Annotated in this window: 21 protein-coding genes and 1 pseudogene; 19 read left to right on the top strand and 3 right to left on the bottom strand. The window is 62.5% G+C overall.

Features of this window, described 5'->3' with window-relative positions; all coding sequences use genetic code 11:
- Window positions 1–210: 210 nt before the first annotated feature.
- From ACA071_RS17520 to ACA071_RS17475, 10 genes and pseudogenes are all read left to right on the top strand, one after another.
- On the top strand, window positions 211–822 hold the full coding sequence (locus ACA071_RS17520; protein ID WP_497640302.1) for a transposase: 612 nt from the start codon (window positions 211–213) through the stop codon (window positions 820–822).
- 77 nt (window positions 823–899) lie between these two features.
- The gene (locus tag ACA071_RS17515) at window positions 900–2,462 is read left to right on the top strand and encodes a ShlB/FhaC/HecB family hemolysin secretion/activation protein (RefSeq protein WP_497645332.1); all 1,563 of its coding nucleotides are present in this window, start codon (window positions 900–902) and stop codon (window positions 2,460–2,462) included.
- A 13-nt stretch (window positions 2,463–2,475) separates the two neighbouring features.
- The gene (locus tag ACA071_RS17510; RefSeq protein ID WP_497640301.1) at window positions 2,476–4,275 is read left to right on the top strand and encodes a DUF2341 domain-containing protein; all 1,800 of its coding nucleotides are present in this window, start codon (window positions 2,476–2,478) and stop codon (window positions 4,273–4,275) included.
- Between the two features lie 13 nt (window positions 4,276–4,288).
- A complete protein-coding gene (locus ACA071_RS17505) occupies window positions 4,289–4,714 on the top strand; it encodes an ExbD/TolR family protein (RefSeq protein WP_497640300.1) in 426 nt (141 codons plus the stop codon).
- Between the two features lie 2 nt (window positions 4,715–4,716).
- On the top strand, window positions 4,717–5,421 hold the full coding sequence (locus ACA071_RS17500; protein ID WP_497640299.1) for an energy transducer TonB family protein: 705 nt from the start codon (window positions 4,717–4,719) through the stop codon (window positions 5,419–5,421).
- Window positions 5,422–5,476: 55 nt separating this feature from the next.
- Entirely contained in the window at window positions 5,477–7,174 is a 1,698-nt protein-coding gene (locus ACA071_RS17495) for a putative porin (protein WP_497640298.1), read from the top strand.
- A 17-nt stretch (window positions 7,175–7,191) separates the two neighbouring features.
- Entirely contained in the window at window positions 7,192–7,821 is a 630-nt protein-coding gene (locus ACA071_RS17490; RefSeq protein WP_497640297.1) for a DNA repair protein, read from the top strand.
- A 16-nt stretch (window positions 7,822–7,837) separates the two neighbouring features.
- Window positions 7,838–8,317 (top strand): YbjN domain-containing protein, encoded by a 480-nt coding sequence (locus ACA071_RS17485; RefSeq protein WP_497640296.1) that lies wholly within the window; start codon window positions 7,838–7,840, stop codon window positions 8,315–8,317.
- A pseudogene (locus tag ACA071_RS17480) lies at window positions 8,314–9,236 on the top strand (peptidylprolyl isomerase). The gene ACA071_RS17485 and the pseudogene ACA071_RS17480 overlap by 4 nt, the downstream one beginning before the upstream one ends.
- Before the next feature lie 213 nt (window positions 9,237–9,449).
- Window positions 9,450–10,430 carry a LysR family transcriptional regulator gene (locus tag ACA071_RS17475; protein ID WP_497640295.1) on the top strand — a complete coding sequence of 327 codons (981 nt, stop codon included), beginning with the start codon at window positions 9,450–9,452 and terminating at the stop codon, window positions 10,428–10,430.
- A gap of 119 nt (window positions 10,431–10,549) precedes the next feature.
- Here the strand turns inward: ACA071_RS17475 and ACA071_RS17470 are convergent, their stop codons facing one another.
- Entirely contained in the window at window positions 10,550–11,158 is a 609-nt protein-coding gene (locus ACA071_RS17470) for a type II secretion system protein GspJ (RefSeq protein ID WP_497640294.1), read from the bottom strand.
- Window positions 11,155–11,607, bottom strand: coding sequence for a type II secretion system minor pseudopilin GspH (gene gspH, locus ACA071_RS17465; RefSeq protein ID WP_497640293.1), 453 nt, complete (start codon window positions 11,605–11,607; stop codon window positions 11,155–11,157). Before gspH ends, ACA071_RS17470 begins: the two co-directional genes overlap by 4 nt.
- A gap of 120 nt (window positions 11,608–11,727) precedes the next feature.
- Here gspH and ACA071_RS17460 point away from each other — a divergent pair, with 120 nt between their 5' ends.
- Window positions 11,728–12,159, top strand: a complete 432-nt coding sequence (locus ACA071_RS17460; protein WP_497640292.1) for a type II secretion system protein N — start codon at window positions 11,728–11,730, stop codon at window positions 12,157–12,159.
- Between the two features lies 1 nt (window position 12,160).
- Here ACA071_RS17460 and gspI read toward each other — a convergent pair whose 3' ends face one another.
- Window positions 12,161–12,541: a type II secretion system minor pseudopilin GspI gene (gspI, locus tag ACA071_RS17455; protein WP_497640291.1), complete on the bottom strand. Its 381-nt coding sequence runs from the start codon at window positions 12,539–12,541 to the stop codon at window positions 12,161–12,163.
- Window positions 12,542–12,688: 147 nt separating this feature from the next.
- Between gspI and gspG the strand changes: the two genes are divergently transcribed.
- The 8 genes from gspG to ACA071_RS17415 all read left to right on the top strand — a co-directional run bounded on the left by gspG (window position 12,689) and on the right by ACA071_RS17415 (window position 22,550).
- Window positions 12,689–13,147, top strand: a complete 459-nt coding sequence (gspG, locus tag ACA071_RS17450; protein WP_497640290.1) for a type II secretion system major pseudopilin GspG — start codon at window positions 12,689–12,691, stop codon at window positions 13,145–13,147.
- An 8-nt stretch (window positions 13,148–13,155) separates the two neighbouring features.
- On the top strand, window positions 13,156–14,133 hold the full coding sequence (gene gspK, locus ACA071_RS17445) for a type II secretion system minor pseudopilin GspK (protein WP_497640289.1): 978 nt from the start codon (window positions 13,156–13,158) through the stop codon (window positions 14,131–14,133).
- Window positions 14,130–15,296, top strand: coding sequence for a type II secretion system protein GspL (gene gspL / locus ACA071_RS17440; protein ID WP_497640288.1), 1,167 nt, complete (start codon window positions 14,130–14,132; stop codon window positions 15,294–15,296). The genes gspK and gspL overlap by 4 nt, the downstream gene beginning before the upstream one ends.
- Window positions 15,289–15,807 (top strand): type II secretion system protein M, encoded by a 519-nt coding sequence (locus ACA071_RS17435; RefSeq protein WP_497640287.1) that lies wholly within the window; start codon window positions 15,289–15,291, stop codon window positions 15,805–15,807. The genes gspL and ACA071_RS17435 overlap by 8 nt, the downstream gene beginning before the upstream one ends.
- Window positions 15,804–18,182 (top strand): type II secretion system secretin GspD, encoded by a 2,379-nt coding sequence (gene gspD, locus ACA071_RS17430; protein ID WP_497640286.1) that lies wholly within the window; start codon window positions 15,804–15,806, stop codon window positions 18,180–18,182. Before ACA071_RS17435 ends, gspD begins: the two co-directional genes overlap by 4 nt.
- 127 nt (window positions 18,183–18,309) lie before the next feature.
- Entirely contained in the window at window positions 18,310–19,716 is a 1,407-nt protein-coding gene (gspE, locus tag ACA071_RS17425; RefSeq protein ID WP_497640285.1) for a type II secretion system ATPase GspE, read from the top strand.
- A complete protein-coding gene (gene gspF, locus ACA071_RS17420; RefSeq protein ID WP_497640284.1) occupies window positions 19,716–20,927 on the top strand; it encodes a type II secretion system inner membrane protein GspF in 1,212 nt (403 codons plus the stop codon). Before gspE ends, gspF begins: the two co-directional genes overlap by 1 nt.
- 447 nt (window positions 20,928–21,374) lie before the next feature.
- On the top strand, window positions 21,375–22,550 hold the full coding sequence (locus ACA071_RS17415) for a substrate-binding domain-containing protein (protein WP_497640283.1): 1,176 nt from the start codon (window positions 21,375–21,377) through the stop codon (window positions 22,548–22,550).
- Window positions 22,551–22,692 lie beyond the last annotated feature (142 nt).

Here is a 22,692-nt window from a genome sequence, read left to right as displayed (position 1 = left end):
GGCCGATCAGCGCCATCGCGGGCAAGCCCGCTCCCACAGTGGTTTTGTGTGTAACCCAAGTTCAAGTGGCACCATCCCCATCCCCCGACATGAAGCTTTCATGACAAAAGTTCGGTAGCACATCGCCAGTCCGGTCATGCCTATGTGACGCGCTTGAGGGGGCCTTCGGGCCACTTTTTTAAGCCGAGGCGGGACGCCGGGAGTGAGGCAATGGGGACTATGGAACGCTACTCGAAAGTGGGCATGCAAGAGCTTGATCAACGCCTGTCGAAGATCGTTGAAGCGGCGCGCAAGAAGCCGGTTTCGGTGTATCGCTACGGCGCGCCGTGGGTCTGGATCGTGTCTCAGGATGACTGGCAGGGCGCGTTGAAAGAGGTGTCCAGCTACATTCCGCCGGGCCATTCCCTGGTGCTGCTGCGCCCACAAATCGATGACTTGCTGGATGAGCATTGCGACGTATTGCACGGCCTCAACGCCGAGCCCGGCATGCTCATCGCCCCGCAAACGGTCATGCACATCCTGCTGTTGCAGCTGCTCTATTCGGTGCCCAGCGAGCAGCAACTCTACGAGCAGCTCAATTACAACCTGCTGTTTCGCTGGTTCGTCGGCCTGGACCTGAATCAAAAGGTCTGGAGCTTCAACGTCCTGAGCCGCGACATCGCCACCCTGCTGAACAACCCGCGGGCGGTGCAACTGATCCAGAAAATCATTGGCGAAGTGTTCTGCGGTGCCTTGCTGCAAATGCCTGAGTTCTCCTTGAACTTTGCATTGCTGCACACCTGGCTGGGCAAACACGCCGCGACATCGACAGCAAGCAATTGAGTGGGCCAAACGCCGGGCAAACGGCGACGGTCATTTCGAATTCAGGGGGTGGTGTGGAGCATCTTTTCAAGTCGCGGCTGGCGCTGTGGGGCTGGTTGCTGGTGACGGCGAGCGCGCAACCGGCGTTGGCCGAAGAAGCCGTGCCGGCCAAGTTGGTCGATGTGAACGAGTACTTCGTGCGCGGCAACACCGTGCTCGATGCCCGGGCCATTGAAGAAGCGGTGTACCCGTTTCTCGGCCCGCAAAAAGCCCTGACCGATATCGAAGGCGCCCGCGAAGCGTTGCAGAAGGCTTATCAGGCTCGCGGGTATCAGTCGGTGTTCGTCGAGTTACCGGAGCAGAAAGTCGAGGACGGCATCGTCTATCTGCAAGTCAGCGAGACCAAGATCGGCCGCGTTCGAGTGGTCGGTGCCAAGCACTATTCGCCACTGGACATCCGTGAAGACGTGCCGGCGCTCAAAGAAGGCGAGGTGCCGGACTTCAGCAAGGTCCAGGGCGAACTGGCGCAGTTGAACAAGACTCCCGGCCGCCAGGTGATGCCGCTGGTACGCGAAGGCCAGCGCCCCGGCACCATGGACGTGGATTTGCAGGTCGAGGACCAGAACCCGTGGCAGGCTAGCGTCGGCCTGAACAACGACTACAGCGCCGACACCGAGAAACTGCGCACCGTCACCAGCCTGGGCTACAACAACCTCTGGCAACTCGGGCATAGCATTTCGCTGACCTTCTTCACCGCGCCCCAGGACACGGATAACGCCAAAGTCTGGTCCGGTTCCTACACCGCGCCGTTGAACGAACGCTGGAGCGTGCAGTTCTCCGGTTATCAGTCCGACAGCAACGTTGCCACCATCGGCGGCAGCAACGTGTTGGGCAAGGGGCACTCCTACGGGGTGTCGGCGATCTACACGTTGCCGTCCAGCGACAACTGGTCCAACTCGCTGTCCGCCGGCATCGACTTCAAGGACTTCGACGAGCAACTGACCCTTGGCGGCGAAAGCGACAAGGTTCCGCTCAAGTACGCGCCATTTACCTTCGCCTACAACGGCTTTCGCTATACCGAGAGCAGCCAGTTGGGCCTGGGCCTGAGCCTGGTGGCCGGCACCCGCAGCCTGTTTGGCTACGGCAGCTCCGACGAAGATTTCGACTACAAACGCTACCGCGCCAGCCCCAGTTTCGCCGTGCTCAAGGGCGATACCAATTTCACCTACACCTTTACCAGCGACTGGCAGACCGCGAGCAAAGCCGCGTTCCAGTTGGCCTCCGGGCCGCTGGTATCCAACGAACAATTTTCCGCCGGCGGCGCGACCTCGGTGCGCGGATATCTGGCCGCCGAGCGCACCGCTGACGACGGCGTGCTGCTCAGTCAGGAGCTGCGCACGCCATCTCTGGCCAAGTACCTCGGCTCTTATGTTCAGGAGTGGCGTTTCTATGCATTCGCCGAAGGCGCCCAGCTATACCTGCGCGACGAATTACCCGATCAGGACGCCGATTACGCCCTGGCCAGTGTTGGCCTGGGCACCCGCGCGAGCCTGAGCAAATGGCTGTCCGGCAGCCTGGATTGGGGCTATCCGCTGCTCGAAGGGCCGAACACGCAAAAACACGATTCGCGCCTGCATTTCAACCTTCAGGCCACATTCTAAAAGGAGCATTTTCATGCAGCGCTTATTCATCGCTTTCTTGATCTGCCTGGGCTTCGTGCTCCCGGCCACCGCCCAGGCCTGGTGGCAGGACGACTGGCATTACCGCAAGCAGATTGCCGTGGACACCACGCCCCAGGGCGCGGCGATCAACGAAGCCCTCGGCCGCACGGCGCTGTTGGTGCGCCTGCACACCGGCAACTTTACTTTCGATGGGGTCAAGGAGGACGGTTCGGACCTGCGTTTCGTCGCCGCCGATGACAAGACCGTGCTCAACCACCAGATCGAAAGCTTCGACCCGCTGATGGGCATGGCGCTGATCTGGGTCGATGTGCCGAAAGTCGAGGGCGGTCAGCGCCAGGACATCTGGATGTACTACGGCAACCAGAAAGCTCCGGCCACCGGCAGCGGCCAGCTCACGTTCGACCCGAATTACACCGCGCTCTACCACTTCGACGGCGCCAATGGCACTCCGGCCAAGGACACCACCGCGTATGGCAACACCGCGCAAAGTGCGACTGGCGCGAGCATCGATGGCGTGATTGGTCGCGCCTTGCAGTTCAGCGGCCAACCGTTGCTGCTACCGGGAAGTCCTTCGCTGCAACACAACGCTGGCACTGCGTTCACCTTCAGTGCCTGGTTGCGCCTGGATCAGGCCAATGGCGAGCAGCTTGTACTCGCAAGGCGTGAAGGCGCCAATAGCCTGCTGCTGGGGTTGAACCAAGGCATGCCGTTTGTGGAAATCGATGGTCAGCGCGCGGTATCGACGCAACCGCTGAACCCCGGCCAATGGCAGCACCTGGCGCTGACCGCCGAAGGCAGCAAGGTTTCGCTGTACGTCAACGGTCGTGAAACCGCGAGCCTCGCCTTGGTCATGCCAGCTTTCAACTCGGTCATGGCCATCGGTGCTGACCTGTCCGCCAGCGCTTACTTGCCGTTCACGGGGGCCATGGATGAGCTGCGCCTGTCCAAGGTTGCGCGCCCGGCCGCGCTGTTATTGGCCGACGCCAACTCCCAGGGCGCCGAGTCGAAACTGGTGGCTTACGGCGTCGATGAAGAACAGTCGGGCTACGGCTTCGGCAGCCTCGGTTTCCTGCTTAACGCGGTGCCGCTGGACGCCTGGGTGATCATCGTCGTGCTGGTGCTGATGATGTTGCAGTCGTGGGTGATCATGATCCGCAAGAACCGCATGGTCGGCCGCGTCAGCGCCGCCAACGAAGGCTTTCGCGAGCAGTTCGCCAAGGTCGGCACACGCCTGGAAATGTTCGCCGACGACCAGGAACTGGCCCAGCGTCTGCAGCATTCGTCGCTGTGGCGCTTGTACATGGTGGCAGTGAAGGAAATTCGCACCCGCCGGGAGCAGGGCGCCGATACCTCATCGGTCTCGGCGGCGACCATCGAAGCGATCCGCTGCTCCATGGACGGTGTGCGCACCCGGGAAAACCAGGCCCTCAGTTCGAAACTCTCGACCCTGTCCAACGCCATTGCCGGCGGACCTTATATCGGCCTGCTCGGCACGGTGCTGGGGATTATGGTGGTGTTCCTCGGCACGGCGATGGCCGGCGATGTAAATATCAACGCCATCGCTCCCGGCATGGCCGCCGCGTTGCTCGCCACGGCCATGGGCCTGTTCGTCGCGATCCCGGCGCTGTTTGGCTACAACCGCCTGATCACCCGCAACAAGGAAGTCAGCGCCGACATGCGGGTCTTCGTCGATGAGTTCATCACTCGCCTGGCGGAGATGCACGGCGAGAGCCAGTTCAGCGAATCGGCTCATCGCCGTGGCAATCACACCAACGCGTCCGTACCGGCCTGAGGAGCAAAAGAACATGGCTTCCGTAAATGCCTCCCACGACGACGAAGACGACGCAGCGGTGGACACCATCAACATCACGCCTCTGGTGGACGTGCTGATGGTGGTGCTGGTGATGTTCATCCTCACCGCCACCGCCCAGGTCTCGGGCATCCAGATCAACTTGCCCAAGGCCAGCGCCTCGGTGTCGTTGTCCGAAGCCAAGACCAAGGCGATTTCGGTTAATGACAGCGGCCAGGTGTTCCTCGATGCCTACCCGGTGACCTTGGCCGAGCTCGAAGACCGCTTGCGCATCGAGAAGGCCCAAAGCCCGGACTTCCCGGTAATCGTGCGTGGCGATGCTCAGGTGCAGTACCAGAAGGTGATCGAGGTGCTGGACCTGCTGCGGCGCCTGGAACTGTCCCAGGTCGGTCTCGTCACCGGCAAACCGAGCCAGGGCTGACCATGACCGCACAACAACCTTTCAAGCCGTTGCCGGTGAAGCCGTCTCCCGTGCGCTTCCTCAAGTGGGGCTCCGGGTTGCTGCTCGGCGCCGTCGCGGCGTGGTTTCTGTGGCAGTGGGCCAACGACATGAGCGGTATCCGCCGGGAAGCGCCGAAGGTGCCGACGATCATTCCGTTGCCACCGCCGCCGCCACCGCCGCCGGAAAAACCGCCAGAACCCGAAACGCCGGTGGAAGAAAAAATGATCGAGCCGCAACCGACCCCGGAGCCCGAAGAGATCAAGCCTGCCGAAGAGGCCCCGCCATCCCCGGCGGATGATTTGGCCAACCCGATGCAAATGGACGGCGATGCGCAGTCCGGCAACGACGCCTTCAACATCGGCGCGGGCAAGGGCGGCGGCATGGCCGGGAATGGTGGCGGGCGCGTGGGCAACGGCACCTACAGCCAGTTTTTGGCGTTCACCTTCCAGCGCTTGCTGCGGGAGAACCCGGACCTGCGCAACCTGGCGTTTTCACTACAGGCCGACGTCTGGCTGAGCAGCGTCGGTGAAATCACTCGGGTCGAGTTGGTCAAGTCCAGCGGTAAACCCGAAATCGACACCCAAGTACTCGCGGCGTTGCGCAGCGCGCCGCACCTGAGCGAACGGCCACCGGCCTCCATGACCTTGCCCGTGCGCCTGTCCCTGCAAGGGCGGCGTCCGGGTTAACGGAATTTCTTCGGCTTTGCCAAAAAACAGTTTTGTCAAAAGGAGTTGTGTGCAGATGATTTCCAACGTGAATCGATTGTCCCTGGCGGTCGGCATGGTCATTGCGACCCTGGTCGGGCACGCAGCGGCAGCCCCTGCGCCCTCGGAAAACGCCACGATCAATCTGATCCGCTTGCTGGTGGAGCAGGGCATTTTGAAGCAGGACAAGGCCGACGCGCTGATCGCCCAGGCCCAGAACGAAGCGGCCCAGGTGCGGCAGGCGGCGAGTGCGCCGGTGGTTGCAGCCGGACCGGTCGCAGCACCGGGGGATGTGCGGGTGCAATACGTGCCGGCGGCCGTGCGTGATCAGATCCGCGATCAGGTCAAGGCCGAGGTCATGGCCACCGCCAAGCAAGAGAACTGGGCCCAGCCCAACACCTTCCCGGACTGGGTCTCGCGCATCAGCTTCGATGGCGACATTCGCCTGCGGGACGAATCGCGCTACTACTCCGGCACCAACAGTAACGAAATCGTCGACTTCGCCAAGCTCAACAACAATGGCCCCTACGACGTGAACCCCAACAGCAGCACCAACCTGCCGCCGTTGCTCAACACCCGCGAAGACCGCGAGAACCTGTTCCGTCTGCGGGCGCGGCTGGGCATGAAAGCGGTGCTCGCACCGGACTGGACCGCCGGCATCCGCATCGCCACCGGTTCTGATAACAACCCGGTGTCGACCACGCAAACCCTGGGCGGCGGCTTCGGCAAGAAAGACATCTGGCTCGATCAGGGTTACCTGAGCTGGAAGGCGACGGATGATGTGACGTTGACCGGCGGACGGATCGCCAATCCGTTTTTCTCCACCGACATGCTGTATTCCAACGACCTGAACTTCGACGGCATCGCAGCAATTTTCGACCACAAACTCAGCCGCGACTGGGGCGTGTTCGGCACCGTCGGCGCGTTCCCGGTGGAGTACACCAACGACACCAGCACCAGCAATGGCCTGGACAAGGAAGACAGCGATAACAAGTGGCTGTACGGCGCGCAGATCGGCGCCAAGTGGGCGATCAACAGCGATAACCGACTCAAGGGTGCCTTGGCCTATTACCGCTTCGACGATATCGAAGGCCAGCGCTCCAGCCCCTGCGAACCCTGGGCCGGTGCGCCGGGTTGCGACACCGACGGCAGCCGTTCGGCGTTCATGCAGAAGGGCAACAGCGTGTTCCTGTTGCGGGACATCACGCCCAATCCGCTCAACCCGGCCGCCACGGCGCAGCCGCAGTTCGTCGGCCTGGCCTCGGAATTCAACCTGCTTGACCTGAATGTGGTGTGGGACGCCGACCTGCCGCAAGACTTCAAATTGCGCAGCCAGGGCAACTACATCCACAACCTCGGTTACGACGAAGGCGAGATGCGCAAGCGCTCGGCCGGGCAGATCGTCAATAACCTCGACAGCAATGGCAACGTCGAAAGTGGTGCCGATGCCTGGATGGTGCAATTCACCCTCGGCAGTGCGCTGGAGTTGAAGAAGCAGGGCGACTGGAATTTCTTCGCTGGCTACAAATACATCCAGCCGGATGCTTTGCCCGATGGTTTCAACGATTCGTCGTTCCACCTGGGCGGGACCAATGCCAAGGGTTACTTCCTCGGCGGCAACTACGGTTTGGCGAAGAATGTCTCCGCCACCGGTCGCTGGTTGAGTTCCGAAGCGGTGTACGGCGCGCCGTTCGATATCGATGTCTTGCAGCTTGAAATCAACACGCGCTTCTAGGGCGCAGGGAGAGCTTCATGAAATCACTATTTGTGCTGCTGACGCTGGGGGTGTTGATCGCCCAGGGCGCGAATGCCGAAGGCATGGAGGAGCGTCTGCGCACCCAGTTGCGCAGCACTACCCAACAGCTGCAAACCCTGCAAAGCCAGCAGGCCCAGGCCAGCGCCGCACAACTGGCGGCGCAAGGCGAGGCCAAGGCTGCCCAGGCGCAGATCAAGCAACTGACGGCAGAACTGGCCAAGGCCAAAGGTGTGGCCGAGCAACTGGCCGGCCAGCAAAGCAGCCTGCAAAGCCAGGCCCAGGCGCAAGTGGCGGCCAGCAGCGAGCAGATAGGCAAGTTCAAGAAGGCGTATGAAGAGCTGTTGGTGATGGCCCGGGCTAAAGAGGCAGAACGGGCTAAGCTCCAGACGCAATTGGCTGAACGTGACACACAAGTGCAGCAATGTTCAGTCAAGAATCAGCAGATGTACGGCGTGGCCAAGGAGATTCTGACGGCCTACGAAAAAATCGACGTCGCCGAAGTGATGAAGATTCGCCAACCGTTTGCCGGCAGTGCCCGGGTCAAGTTCGAAGAGCTGGCTCAGGGCTTTGGCGACGAACTCTACAAGACGCAATACGACGCGCCCCAAGCGGCGCTCGCTCACTAAACCAAGGATGAACCTCATGACTCAATTGATCAGCCACGTATCGCCGCAATCCCTGACCGAGGTGCTGCAAGCCGCCGGCTACCGGGTCAACCAGACCGAACAGAACGGCATCGTGCAACTGCTCAGCGCCAGCCAGGGCATCGGCTACGCCGTGCGTTTCGGCAACCCGGCGCCGGAGGCGGGCAGCTACGTCGACTTCACCTTCAGCTGCGCCTTGCGCGTGCAGGGCGAATTGCCGGCCGGGTTGGCGGAACTGTGGAACGCCTCACGCCGCTTTGCCCGCTTGTCGGTGCAGGGCGAGTTTCTGGTGATGGAAATGGACGTGGTGGTGGCCGCCGGTGTCAGTGCCGATCACTTGAAGGGCAACCTGGAATTGTGGGATCGCCTGCTCCAGGAATTCATCGTGTACCTGCGTGAATACAGCCAGAACGCGGCAAACTTGCAGGCTCAGGCGCAAACCGTCGAGACGGCGGCAGACGAGGTTCCGGCGCTGTGAAAAAACGAACGGCGGTGGTCAGCGCCGGTGCGCTGACCTTGCTGGTGGTGGCTGTTGCGTTGGGGCTGCGACCGGGAAATGACCCGGTCGCGGCTCAGCAGCCTGTGCCATCTGCAGTGAATGTGAGCGGGCCGGCCGTGGCGCGGTTGGGCAATCAACAGGTCACGCCGGACGAGTTGAAGGATTTGCTCGCCACCGTGGCGCCCGAGGTTCGCGAGCAACTGCGCGGCAATCGCGGGGCGCTGGAAAGCTGGATTCGTTCGCGGCTGGCCGAGAAAGCGGTGCTCGAACAGGCTGACGCTCAGGGCTGGCGCCAGCGTCCGGAGGTGGAGCAGCAAACCCGTGCGGCGACGGAGCAGATTGTCTTTCGCGATTACTTGCAGTCGGTCAGTCAGGTGCCAGCGGATTATCCCAGTGCTGCTGAATTGCAGCAGGCGTATGACGCGGGCAAATCCGGTGGGTGACGCCGGCGATGTATCGGGTCAGTCAGATTTTCCTGGCTGTGAACGATCCGCAAAACCTTGAAGCCTTACGCAAGCAGGCACTGGAACTGAGCAAAAAAGCTCAGACCGCGCCGGGGGAATTTGCGGCGTTGGCGGGGCCTGGCGGCGTCAGCGATACCGGGCTGCAACCCTTGCAGCAACTGGTGCCCGAGGTGCGTGGCGCCGTGTCGCGGCTCAAGGTCGGTGCCGTATCGGACCCAGTGCAAAGCGCAGCGGGTTTCCACATCATCAAACTCACCGACCAACAACCTTCTCGCGTCGCCACCCTGGACGAATTGCGTGAACGCCTGACTTTGGCCCTGCGTGCGCAACGCCAGGAACAAATCGCCAAGGCTTACCTGGAAGGCATGCTCAACACCGCGACGTTGAGCATTGATGGGGCGGAGTTGAACAAAGTTCTGGAGGGAAAACTGTAGCTGCCCCAGCACCTCCCACCGGGGATTTGTGGCTGGGCATGAAAATTGTGAACAGCGCAGAACCAATGTAGGAGCCAGGCTTGCCCGCGAAGAGGCCATCACCTCCAGTATTGATATTGACTGATCCACCGCCATCGCGAGCAAGCTCGCTCCCATAGGGAATCGCTGGCAACTAAAGCTTCAAACCAAACAAAGATCGACAGGGAGTCATCGATGTCTTTTACAGAAACCGCAGGGCGCCAGGCCACTACCGATTACCGCTCACCGCCACCCACCTCCGAGTCCTGGCAGTCACTGGCCGCTGGGATCGAGGATGAGGTGGCTCAGTACTTCCTGGTCAGCGCCCGCTGTGGCTGTTTCATGCAGGCGGCTCGCAGTCTCAATGTGCGGGCGACGGTGCTGCGCAAGCAATTGGCGCAACTGGAGGCGCGTTTGCAGCAGTCACTGTTCAGCTTCCAGGGCAGCGCCCTGACGTTGAGCCGGGAAGGGCAGCACTTGCAAGCGCAGTTGACCGTCCTGGCCCACGAACGCCGGTTACCCGTGGTCGAACAACCCTGCATCCGCCTGGCCGTGGCCGAATCGCTGCTGCATGACATCCTCGGCCGGGACCTGATCTCCCTGCTGCGTCGCAACGCCAGCGTCCGCCTGGAGATTATCTCCCTGGACAGTGAGCTGGCCCTGCAAACCATCAGCGCCGATGTGGTGCTGTGGCTGGCAACCGGCTATTCGCCGCAGCCCGGTCCGAGCTTCGCAACCACCGAACCCCTGCACCTCGCGCAACTGAGTTACCTGCCGCACATTGCCAAACGCTATTCCCGGGTCACGGCCCGGCCGGCCAGCGTCGATGACCTGGCGGATTTCATGCTGGTGCAATGGCAGCACGATCTTCAGATCGAGAGTTTCCGCCCCTGGAATACGTTGGTGGAGCAACGCCTGGCGGGGGTGGTGAAGTTGCAGTCCTATGAGCTGATGCTGGACATGATCCGCTGCAGCGCCTGCATCGGCCTGCTGCCCGCCTACATGACCCGCTACGACCGCAGCCTGATTGCCTTGCCGGGGTTGTTCCGCGAGCCAATGCAGCATCAGGTGTGGCTGGCGGTGAATGCCGATTCTGATGATGTGGCCGAGGTGCAGATGATTGCGCAGCTGATCCGCAATACCTTTGCGGAGCGGCGGGAGTGGTTTGAGACGTAAATCCGCGCCGTCGTGCGCTGATCTGTAGGAGCGAAGCTTGCTCGCGAATGTGACGTGTCAGTCAACATCAATGTTGAATGTTAAGCCGCCTTCGCGAGCCCACTCCTACAGTGGGAGTGTCAGTCCAGCGGCCCCATCACCTGCCGATATTTCTCCATCCCCTGCGGCGTCTTGCGGGTCAGGCTGATTTCAATTCCCAGGGGGTTTTCCTTGCGGTTACCACTCAATTTGCGCCAGCCCTTGTCCGCCTCCCAAACCCGCAAAGTCGCATCGCTGATCTCATTCAACACCGCAACACCCTCCGTGGGCGCGGGCAACGGGTATTGGCTGCGAGCGGGGGCGATCGCCCGGTACAGCACGTCACCCTTGAGCCACCAACGCACCCGTTGCACACCCCCATTACCATCGGCCGAAGCGCGAATCACATCCAGGCGAAAGCCCTTGCCTTCGGTACTGCGCACGGTCAGTGCGGGCGGGGCGTTAACGGGTTCGTCTTCGTTGCCCGGTCGCACCGGTTCCGCCAGTTCGATGCTGGCGCGCAGCGCGACGTCCCGCTCCAACTGATTCAGCGCACGCAGCAATACTTCGCTCTGTTCGGTGCTGGCCTGCAAATGCGCATCGGCGCGGGTCACGCTGTCCAGTCCGCGCCAGGCAATCAGGCTGACCACCGCCATCAGCATGATCGCGACCATCACTTCGATCAGGGTAAAACCATGTTGATCTTTCATTGCACGCTTACCTGGCCGGCGGCGCTGCGGTGCACGGCGATACTGTTGAGGCCATCAGAGAGGGTCAGCTGTAGCGGCGGGTTGATCCATTCCGCATTCAGCACGACTTTTTGCCGGGGTTCGACTCGCACCTCCATCCCTGGCGTCTCCCAGGGCCGAGGCCGCAGTTGCGGATCGTTGTTGAAGTGGTCGAAACCCTTGCCGCTGTCATTGCGCCGACTGAAGCGAAAACCCTTGGCATCCGTCCGCCAGGTTATCGGCCGACCATCGGCCCGGGCTTCGGCCTGGGCCACTTGCAGCAGCTGCGCCACGCGCGCGGCGTCCTTGCGCAGCAGGTGCAGCGGGTCGGGTTTGATGCTCAGGCTGATCGCCGCGCTGGCGATGCCGATGATCACCAGCACCACCATCAATTCGATCAGGGTAAAGCCCTGTTGTCTGAAGCCATTCATCCGCTGCGCGCTCCTTTGCGTCGATTTTCATCGTGCACGGTGAAGATGATGAGTATGTGAAATAAAAACGTGAACATTGCGCTGTAGGCTCGGGGCAGGGACTAAAAGGAGATTCAGCCCATGTCATTCACCGAACGCTTCAGCGCGCCGCAACTGGTGCAATCAATCGCCTTGCTGGCCGCACTGGCGGGCGTCGTCACCTGGTCATCGCTGCTGTTGACCTCCGCCGAGTCACGCACCCCGGACGCTGCACCGCAACTGATCGCCGCCCGCAGCGATAACCCGGCGTTGCAATGGTTTTCCAACCAACCGGCGGCGGTAGATATCAAGGTCAGCGGCGTCATGGCCGGCAGCCGTGGGGCGGTGGCCATTCTTAGCCTCAATGGCGGGGCGCCGCGCAGTTTTCTGGTGGGGGAAAGCGTAAGTCATGGGGCTAAAGTCGTGGCCATCGAAGGGAATGCGGTGGTGATCGAGCGCGGCGTGGAAAAAAACCGGATCGAGCTGAGTAAATTGCCGGACTCGCCGTTTTTGTCGGATTTGTTGAAGCGGTAAATCATTTCACGTCAGGGTGGCTCAACAATGTATCGAGCCGCGCCAACGGCGGCGCTTCGCGGCTGCGATCGAACACCTGCAACCCCACCTGCAACAACCGGCCATTGCGGGCGCTGCCGATGACCTGCTCGCAACGCAGCAACAACCGCCCCTGATCACACTCGATCGCCCGCACACCCGAGGGCAACCGCCCCTCAAGGCGCAACTCGGCGAGGCGACTTTGCGCCGCCAGCAATGCAATCGAACGATCCCGCAGCAGCCCATTGCTCTGGGTCATCAACCCGGCCACGCGCACGGCAGCGGACATCGCCACGGCAATGATCGCCAGGGCCACTAGCACTTCGATCAGGGTAAAACCGGCTTGTCGGGGAGGGCGGCGCATCAGGCACTCGGGCAGTGTGAATAGCCTTCAGCTTAAGCACCCGGGCTTGACCGCTTGACGACCAAAGCTCCCGAGGATTTTCAACGTCACTGACATATCTTCTTGCAACACTGCGCGTCGAATCGAATCAAGCCAGGGAATGACGAGATGGATATCGCGCACTGCAAAGCACTCAAGCACCGCCCACGCCGACCGTATGGACAGGCCGGTTTCACCCTGATCGAAATCATGGTCGTGGTGGTCATCCTCGGGATTCTCGCCGCCATGGTGGTGCCCAAGGTGCTGGACCGTCCGGACCAGGCCCGGGCCACGGCTGCCAAACAGGACATTGGCGGCTTGATGCAGGCGCTGAAGCTTTATCGCCTCGACCACGGCACTTACCCGAACATGACCCAGGGCCTGAAAGTATTGGTGGAACGTCCCGCCGACGCCAAGAACAGCAACTGGCGCTCGTACCTTGAGCGCTTGCCCAACGACCCGTGGGGCCGGCCTTACAACTATCTGAATCCGGGGGCCAACGGCGAAGTCGACATCTTCTCTCTCGGCGCCGACGGTCAGCCTGACGGCGACGGCGTGAATGCCGATATCGGCTCCTGGCAGCTATAAGGCCGGTCATGAAGACCTATTCGCTGACAGCGACGAAGCAACGTGGCATGGCGATCATCAGCGCCTTGCTGATCGCGGCGGTGGTGGCGGTGATTGCCGGGGGCATGCTCACCCGCCAGACCGTGTTCACCCGCAGCCTTGAAGCCGAACAGGCGCGGGTACAGGGCGCCTGGGTGCTGAACGGCGGGATCGAAATCAGCCGCCAGCTACTCTGGGATGCCCGCCAGCGTGACCCGCTGACCCGCCTGGACCAGCCATGGTCGCAGCCCATCGTGACCAGCGTTGCGACGCGCACCTTCGACGGACGCCTGGAAGACGAGCAAGGCAAATTCAACCTGCGCAACCTGGTCGCCAACGAGCGGATCGATGATGAGCAGTTGCGCAATTTTCAGCGCTTGTGCGAACTGATCGGCGTGAACACGACCTTGAGTCAACGCATCAGCCAGCGGGTGATCGCCGCGTATCCCCGGCTACTGAATCCGGCGCTGGCGGACAAGGCCCCGGCCAGCAGCAGCCTCAACAGCGGCCGCGCCACTTCACCGAATGCCGTGCGCAAACCTGAACCGGCCAAGCGTCCGATGCTGCGCAGCGTCGATGATCTGCGCGGTGTCGAGGGCGTCACCGAGGCATTGCTGGCGAAGATCAGCCCATTCATCACCATTCTGCCGGCCAACACTTGGCTCAACGGTAATACCGCCAGCGCCCAGGTGTTGGCGGCGTATGTGCAGGGGCTGTCGATCGAGCGCGCCCAGGCGCTGGTCGCCGAGCGCGACGGCGGCCAGTGGTTTATCAATCGCGGCGATTTCGTCAACCGCTTGCGCATGCCCGAACTGGAACTGACGACCATCAAGGTCGGCATCACCAGTGACTGGTTCCGCCTGCGCGGCCAGGCCCGCAGCGAACAAAAACGCGTCAGCCTCGACGCGTTGTTACGGCGTACCGAGGACCGCTTGCCCCAGGTGATCTGGTCGCGGGTGGGCGTATGAGCCAGCTGCGCGTGGCCTTGCCGCCCCTGGCGCAACTGACCCTCGACAGCGCGGTGACCTTCGTTTGGCTCGACCGCCAGGGCCAGGTGACCCGTGAGGGCCAAAGCACGTTGTTGCAGTTGGGGCAAAACGGTAAAACCCCGGCGATTGCATTCTTCCTGCATCCCCGGGACAGCCTGTTGGCGAGTATTGATTTGCCGTTGCTGCCTGCGGCGAAAACCGCAGCGGCGGTGCAGTGTGCGGCGCAGTCGCTGATCCTCGGCGCCAGCGAGCACATGCACATTGCCCACAGCCCCCGGGATGCCCAGGGCCGGGTGCATATCGCCTGGCTGTCGCGGCAATGGTTGAACGAGTTCGGCCAGTTGTTGCGCCTGGCGCGCTTGACCCTGCGCGGCTTGTACCCGGCGGCCTACGGTTTGCCGGTGAATAGCGCTTGCCTGTACGAAGACCATTTACTGGTGCGCCGTAGCCTGGAACACGCGGTGGTGCATCCGCATTTCGACGAAGCCCTGAGTGATCTGTTGCTGGAAGCCGGCAGCGGTTTGCAATGGCTTGGCGAAGCGGCACCGGATGCCGTGCTGAATCGTTTGCCCGATACGCAACGCTGGACCGGCCCCTTGTCCGGTTGGGGCCTGCACGCTGGCGTCCAGCAACGCCGCGCGAATCAAACGGGCTGGGGTAGGGCAGCGGTGTGTTGCGCGGTGGCGCTGGCGGTCTGGGCCTTGGGCCTGAACCTGTATGCCGCCCGTGAAGCGGCGCAGGGGCAGCAGCTCAAGGCGCAGATGACTCAGCGGGTGAAGCAGGCCTTTCCCGAATTGCCGGTGATTCTCAACCCGCTGCAACAGGCCCGCCAACAATTGACCGCACGCCAGGCCGCTGCGGCAACCGACATCACCCAACGCTTCGCCAGCCTGGTATTGCAGGCCGGCAGTGGCATGCCGTTCATGGCTGGCAGCGTGCAAAGCCTGGTGTTCGAAAACGGTGAACTGCAACTGAGTCTGCTGGAGGATGCGCGCCGCACCACCGCCGACAAAGCGTGGCAAACCGCACTGACCCAGGCCGGCATCGCCGTCAGCGCCACCGACGCGGGCTGGGCACTGCGCCCGGTCACTGAGTCCACTGCCAGCGAAAATGACACGAGCACCGGAGCTGAAGATGAATAAGCAGTTGCTGATCCTTTTCCGCGCCCGCGTGTTCTGGCAAGGCCTGGCCCTGCGGGAAAAACGCATGGTCGCGGGCACGGCGCTGGTGCTCGGCGGCCTGCTGACCTGGCTGCTGTTGATCCAGCCGCCGCTGAAAAAAATCGATTACTGGCAGGCCGAGACACCCAAGCTGCACTCGCAAAACGAAGCGCTGGAAGGACTGCTGCGCGAAGTGGCCACGCCGCCCGCCGGACACAACCTCCAACAGTCGTTGCAGCAGACGCTCGACGCCAGCGGCCTGGCCGGGCACTACCAGTTGCAAGCCCTGGACGCGGCCTGGCAGTTGACGTTTGAAGACGCCCCGGCCGATGCGGTGATCGGTTGGCTGTTGGGCAACCCGAGGCAATTTTCCCTGGAAGTGGTCGAAGCTCGTTTGCAACGCGCAGGCGCGGCCGGGGCCGATGACACGGCAGGCACTCTGTCGGGAACCGTTCGCATGGATCAGGCGCTGGGCGCTAAGGAAGCTTCATGAAGTGGTCAGGTTCCAACTACGTACGCAAGTCGGCACGCACCGCCGCGCCGTTTCTGTTGCTGGCGCTTGGAGCGTGCAGCACGACCCCGTCGAATCAACTGCCGTTGCTTGTAGACAGTGAACTCGGTCGGCCCTTGGCCAATACCCAGCAAAGTGGCGATCTACTGGCGGAGCGGCAGCGCGCCCAGGCACAAACCCAACAGCAACCACGGCCGCAGCACAAAATCACTCGCCCTGGCCGTAGCGGTGCTTCAACCCCCGGCAGCGCAGCGGCGAGCAATCCCCTGGGTAATCAGCCGGTGACGCTGAATTTCGTCGACGCCGACATCCAGGCCGTGGTGCGGGCGTTGTCCCATTCCACCGGGCAGCAGTTTCTGGTCGACCCTCGGGTCAAAGGCAACCTGACCCTGGTCTCCGAAGGTGAGGTGCCGGCCCATCAGGCCTACGACATGTTGCTGGCGGCGTTGCGAATGCAGGGTTTCAGCGTGGTCGATGTCGGCGGCGTTTCCCATGTGGTGCCGGAAGCCGACGCCAAGTTGCTCGGCGGGCCGATCTACAGCCCCGGGAAACCGGCGGGCAATGGCATGCTCACCCGCACCTTTCGCCTGCAATACGAAAACGCGGTGAACCTGATCCCGGTGCTGCGCCCGATCGTCTCGCCGAACAACCCGATCAACGCCTACCCCGGCAACAACACCATCGTGATCACCGACTACGCCGATAACCTGACACGGGTGGCGCAGATCATCGAGGGCATCGACACGCCAAACGCCATCGACACCGATGTGGTGCAGATCCAGAACGGAATCGCTGTGGACATCGCCGGCATGGTCGCGGAGCTGCTGGAACAGCCGGGCAACGACCCGACCCAGAAAATCTCGGTGATCGGCGACCCACGCTCCAACTCGATCATCATTCGCGCCGGCAGCCCGGAACGTACGGAGCTTGCGCGCAACCTGATCTACAAACTCGACAACGCCCAGAGCAACCCGAGCAACCTGCACGTGGTGTACCTGCGCAACGCCCAGGCGGCGAAACTGGCCCAGGCCCTGCGCGGCTTGCTCACCGGGGAAAGCGACAGCGGCAGCAGCGACAACGGACGCTCGGTGCTCAGTGCGATGGGCGGCGGTAATGCCAGTGGCGGACAGAACGGCCAGAATCAGAGCAGTACCGGCCAGACCTCGACCACCGGCAGCCCCTCCGGCAGCGGCACCGGTTATGGGCAGGGCGCCAGTAGTTCGAGCAGCCAGACCGGCGGCCAGCAGGCGGACCAGAGCGTCGCCTTCAGCGCCGGCGGCGTGACTATCCAGGCCGACGCCACCACCAACACCTTGCTGATTTCCGCGCCGGACCCGCTGTACCGCAACCTGCGGGAAGTCATCGACATGCTCGACCAGCGCCGCGCCCAAGTGGTGATCGAAAGCCTGATCGTCGAAGTCGGCGAAGACGATGCCAATGAATTCGGCGTGCAGTGGCAGACCGGCAACCTGGCCGGCAACGGTGTGATCGGCGGCGCCAATCTCGGCGGTTCGGGGATCAACGTCAACGGCAAGACGAGCGTCGACGTGTTGCCCGGCGGCCTGAGCGTGGGCTTTCTCAACGGCACCGTGGACATCCCCGGCATCGGCAAGGTCATGGACCTGAAAGTGCTGGCCCACGCGCTCAAGAGCAAGGGCGGCACCAACGTGCTGTCGACGCCGAACCTGCTGACCCTGGACAACGAAGCAGCGAGCATTTTCGTCGGCCAGACCATCCCGTTTGTCAGCGGCAGCTACGTCACCGGGGGCGGCGGCACCAGCAACAACCCGTTCCAGACCGTGACCCGGGAAGAGGTCGGATTGAAGCTCAATGTGCGGCCGCAGATTTCCGAGGGCGGCACGGTCAAACTCGACATCTATCAGGAAGTCAGCAGCATCGACGAGCGCGCTTCCAATAGCGTGACCGCCGCCGGCATCGTCACCAACAAACGCGCGATCGACACCAGCATCCTGCTCGACGACGGGCAGATCATGGTCCTCGGCGGCTTGCTGCAGGACGGCTACAGCCAGAGCAACGACGCGGTGCCATGGCTGTCGAGCATCCCCGGTCTGGGCGCGCTGTTTCGCAACGAACGCCGGGCGACCACCAAGACCAACCTGATGGTGTTCCTGCGCCCGTACATCATCCGCGACAGCGCCGGCGGCCGGGCGATTACCCTCAACCGCTACGATTTCATGCGCCGCGCCCAGGCCGGGTTGCAACCGGAACGCAGCTGGGCCATGCCGGACATGCAGGCGCCGCAATTGCCAACGGCGGAGCAGGGCGTGCCGGCGGCGAATGTGCAGCCGCGGGCAACGATTCGGGCGGTGCCGGCCAGTGGAGGGACAGTGCAATGATCCCTGTAGGAGCTGCCGAAGGCTGCGATCTTTTGATCTTGCTCTTCGGTGACACCCCAACAATCAACATCAAAAGATCGCAGCCTTCGGCAGCTCCTACGGGGGATTTGTGTCGGGAGTTACGGTCATGAGTACCTTGCCTTATGCCTGGGCCAAGGCCCAACGCATTCTGTTGTGCGAGGGTGTGCTGACCGTGTGCCCGTCGACGCCAGGCTGGTCGATCAGCGAAGTGCGCCGCCAGTTCGGCCCGGCGCGTTTGGAGCGGGTGCGCGATGAAGAGCTGGACGGCCTGCTCGCCAGTGCCTACGCCGACACCGGCAGTGCGGCGGCGGTGGTCGGGGCGGCGGAGAACGAGGTCGATCTCGACCGATTGATGCAGGACATCCCGGAAATCACCGACCTGCTGGACACCCAGGACGGCGCGCCGGTGATCCGCATGATCAACGCCTTGCTCACCCAGGCAGCGCGGGACGAGGCCAGCGACATTCACATCGAACCCTACGAAAGCCATTCGGTGGTGCGCTACCGGGTCGACGGCACCCTGCGCGACGTGGTATCGCCGCGCAAGGCGTTGCACGGTGCGCTGGTGTCGCGGATCAAGATCATGGCGCAACTCGATATCGCCGAAAAACGCCTGCCCCAGGACGGGCGCATCGCCCTGCGCGTGGCCGGGCGGCCGATCGATATTCGCGTGTCCACGGTGCCCACCGGTCACGGCGAGCGGGTGGTGATGCGCTTGCTGGATAAACAGGCCGGGCGCCTGCAACTGGAAACCCTTGGAATGGACTCGCAGGTGCTGGCCAAGCTCGATACCTTGATCCGCCAGCCCCACGGCATCGTGCTGGTCACCGGCCCCACCGGCAGCGGCAAGACCACCAGTCTCTATGCGGCGTTGGCGCGACTGGATGCCAGCACCAGCAACATCCTCACCGTCGAAGATCCGGTGGAGTACGACTTGCCGGGTATCAGTCAGATTCAGGTCAACGCCAAGATCGACATGACGTTTGCCCTGGCGTTGCGCGCGATACTGCGCCAGGACCCGGACATCATCATGATCGGCGAAATCCGCGACCTGGAAACTGCGCAAATCGCCGTGCAGGCGTCGCTCACCGGGCACTTGGTGTTGGCGACGTTGCACACCAACGATGCGGTGTCGGCGGTCAACCGGCTGATTGACATGGGCGTCGAGCCGTTCCTGCTGGCGTCCTCGATGCTCGGGGTGTTGGCGCAACGGCTGGTGCGGCGCCTGTGCAATCACTGCAAACAGCAAGACCCGGCCACTCCAGGCACCTGGCGTCCGGTCGGCTGCGCGGCGTGCAACCACACCGGCTACAGCGGCCGCACCGGCATTCATGAGTTGTTCTGCATCGACGACGACATTCGCACGCTGATCCACCAAGGCGCGGGTGAACAGGCGCTGCGGGCCGCGGCCCGTGAGGCGGGCATGTTCAGCATGCGCGAAGACGGCGAGCGCTGGGTACGCAGCGGCGCCACCGCGCCGGAAGAAATCCTTCGCGTAACACGGGACGCCTGATGAATCGCTACCGTTTCGAAGCCGCCGACGCCAATGGCAAGATCGAGGCCGGGCACTTGGAAGCCGACAGCCAGAGCGCGGCGTTCGGCGTTTTGCGCAGTCGTGGTTTAACCGCATTGCTGGTGCAGATCGAAAACAACACACCGGCCGGGTCGGGCGGTGGAATGTTCAGCGCCAAGCTGTCGGACAACGACCTGGCCTGGGCCACCCGGCAACTGGCGAGCCTGCTCGGCGCCAGTCTGCCGCTGGAGGCCGCGTTGAGTGCCACGGTGGAGCAAGCGGAAAAAAAACACATCGCCCAGACCCTGAGCGCGGTGCGTGCCGATGTGCGCAGCGGCATGCGCCTGGCCGAAGCCCTGGCGGCGCGGCCCCGGGACTTTCCGGAGATCTACCGCGCATTGATTGCCGCAGGGGAGGAGTCCGGCGACCTGGCTCAGGTGATGGAGCGACTGGCCGACTACATCGAAGAGCGCAACAACCTGCGGGGCAAGATCCTCACCGCGTTTATCTATCCAGGGGTGGTGGGGCTGGTGTCGATCGCCATCGTGATCTTCTTGCTCAGTTACGTGGTGCCGCAGGTGGTCAGTGCGTTTTCCCAGGCCCGTCAGGACCTGCCGGGGCTGACCCTGGCGATGCTCAATGCCAGTGACTTTATTCGTGGCTGGGGCTGGTTGTGTTTCAGCGTCATGGCTGGCGGCTTCTGGGGCTGGCGCCTGTATTTGCGCAACCCGGGGGCGCGGCTGAGCTGGCACAGCCGAATCCTGCGCCTGCCTTTGTTCGGACGCTTCGTGCTCGGCCTGAACACCGCGCGGTTCGCCTCGACCCTGGCGATTCTCGGCGGCGCCGGGGTGCCGTTGTTGCGCGCCCTGGAAGCGGCGCGCCAGACCTTGTCCAATGACCGCTTGAGCCTGAGCGTCAGCGACGCCACGGCCAAGGTACGCGAAGGGGTCAACCTCGCCGCCGCGTTGCGCGTGGAGAAAGTCTTCCCACCGGTGCTGATCCATTTGATCGCCAGCGGCGAAAAAACCGGCTCGCTGCCACCGATGCTCGAGCGCGCAGCACAAACCCTGTCCCGGGACATCGAACGCCGGGCCATGGGCATGACCGCTTTGCTCGAGCCGCTGATGATCGTGGTCATGGGCGGCGTGGTGCTGGTGATCGTGATGGCGGTGTTGTTGCCGATTATCGAGATCAACCAGTTGGTGCAGTAAAAAGCTTCGCGGGCAAGCCTCGCTCCCACACTGCATCTATGGCGTAAACAAATCCTCTGTGGGAGCGAGCCTGCACGCGAAGAAGGCCTCACAAACACCATCACCCTCAAACTTTTTCCCCCTCATCCGAACATCACCCGAGCCATCCTCGGGTTCTCCATCCTGTCATGTTCAACGGCAGATCAACCCTTCCAGCCAAACTCTGCCAGATCCCGCCAAAACCCCGCCCCAGACGCCTGCAATCCAGGCGCAATCACCCGAGTATTCCGCAAAAAATCCGCACCCGGCTCCCGAGGTTTTTTCCTTTATCTGTCACTGGAAGCTGCGAACTTCTAACCCATGGCCTCACCCCGGACGACCTTCAGAGCAAGGCAAGGATTTGAGTGCCATGGCGTCATTAACGAGCACATCACACCCACGTACGAACACGACGAAAGGAGCTTCTTCATGTTTAAGCGCACTATGATCGCAGCCTCGTTGGCTGTTGCCGCACTGGCCTCGGCCCAATCCATGGCCGCTGTAGTTGGTGGCGGTGCAACCCTGCCGGAAAACCTCTACAACGGCACCTCGACCCTGCCACGCCTGTTGCCTACCGACTTCAGTTACACCGGTGTCGGCAGCGGCGCCGGCAAGACGGCTTTCCTGACCAACGCCCCGGCTTCGATCGGTCAACCCGCCGGCACTCCGGTGGACTTCGCCGGTAGCGACTCGGCGCTGAGCGCCGCTGAACTGGCCGCCTACAACAACGCCACCACCGGTAAAGTGTCGACTTTCGGCAAACTGATCCAGGTGCCGTCGGTGGGTACTTCGGTGACCATTCCGTACAAACGTACTGGCGTGACTTCCCTGCAATTGACCGGCGCACAACTGTGCGACGTGTTCTCCGGCACCAAGACGACCTGGGGCCAGTTGCTGGGTACTGCTGACACCACCGCGATCAAAGTGATCTACCGTTCCGGCTCCAGCGGCACCACTGAACTGTTGTCGCGCTTCCTCAACGATTCGTGCCCAACCAAGTTCGGCGTCAACGGCACGTTCATCACCGCCAACATCGGTGCCGAGCCTGCCAACTGGCAAGCCGTGGCCACCAGTGCTGACGTCGTCGCCGCCGTAAACGCCAACGATGGCGCGATCGGTTATGTCAGCCCTGACTACGTCAACGCCAACAGCGCTGCCGTGGTTGCTCGCGTCAGCAAGCTGCCACTGGCCTCGGGTGTTCTGGCGCCACTGCCAAACGCCACCAACACCGGCACCGCCCTGGGCACTGCCTTGGCACCCACCACCGCTGTGGATCGTGCCAACCCGCTGAAATGGGTACCGACCTTCGGTAGCAACACCGCTGCCGGTGACAAACCTGTTCCAACCACTGGCTACCCAATCGTCGGCTACACCAACTTCCTCGTCGGTCAGTGCTACGCCACCGCCGCCGATGCCACCGCAGTACGTACCTTCCTGAATGACCTATACACCGGCACCAAGTCCACCACCATCCTGCTGCACTCGTTCGTCAGCCTGCCAAGCGCCTTCGCTGCCGAAGTCAAGAAAACCTTCCTGGACAACACCTACGGTGACGGTCTGAACATCGCCAACATCAGCGTCTGCAACGGTGTGGGTCGTCCGTAAGGCAAGCGTCTGAAATCACTTCGCGCCGTCAGGCGAAGGCAATAACGATCGGCAGCGGCCAACAGGGCGCTGCCGATTTTTGCGTGGGCGTGGCAGGGCCTTACCCCACCTATATGAACATTGCATGACAAGCGTTCGGTCC

Source organism: Pseudomonas sp. LBUM1646 (genome assembly GCF_059716165.1).
The sequence above is the reverse complement of the archived record's forward strand: the minus strand, read 5'-3'. Positions and strand labels throughout refer to the sequence as shown.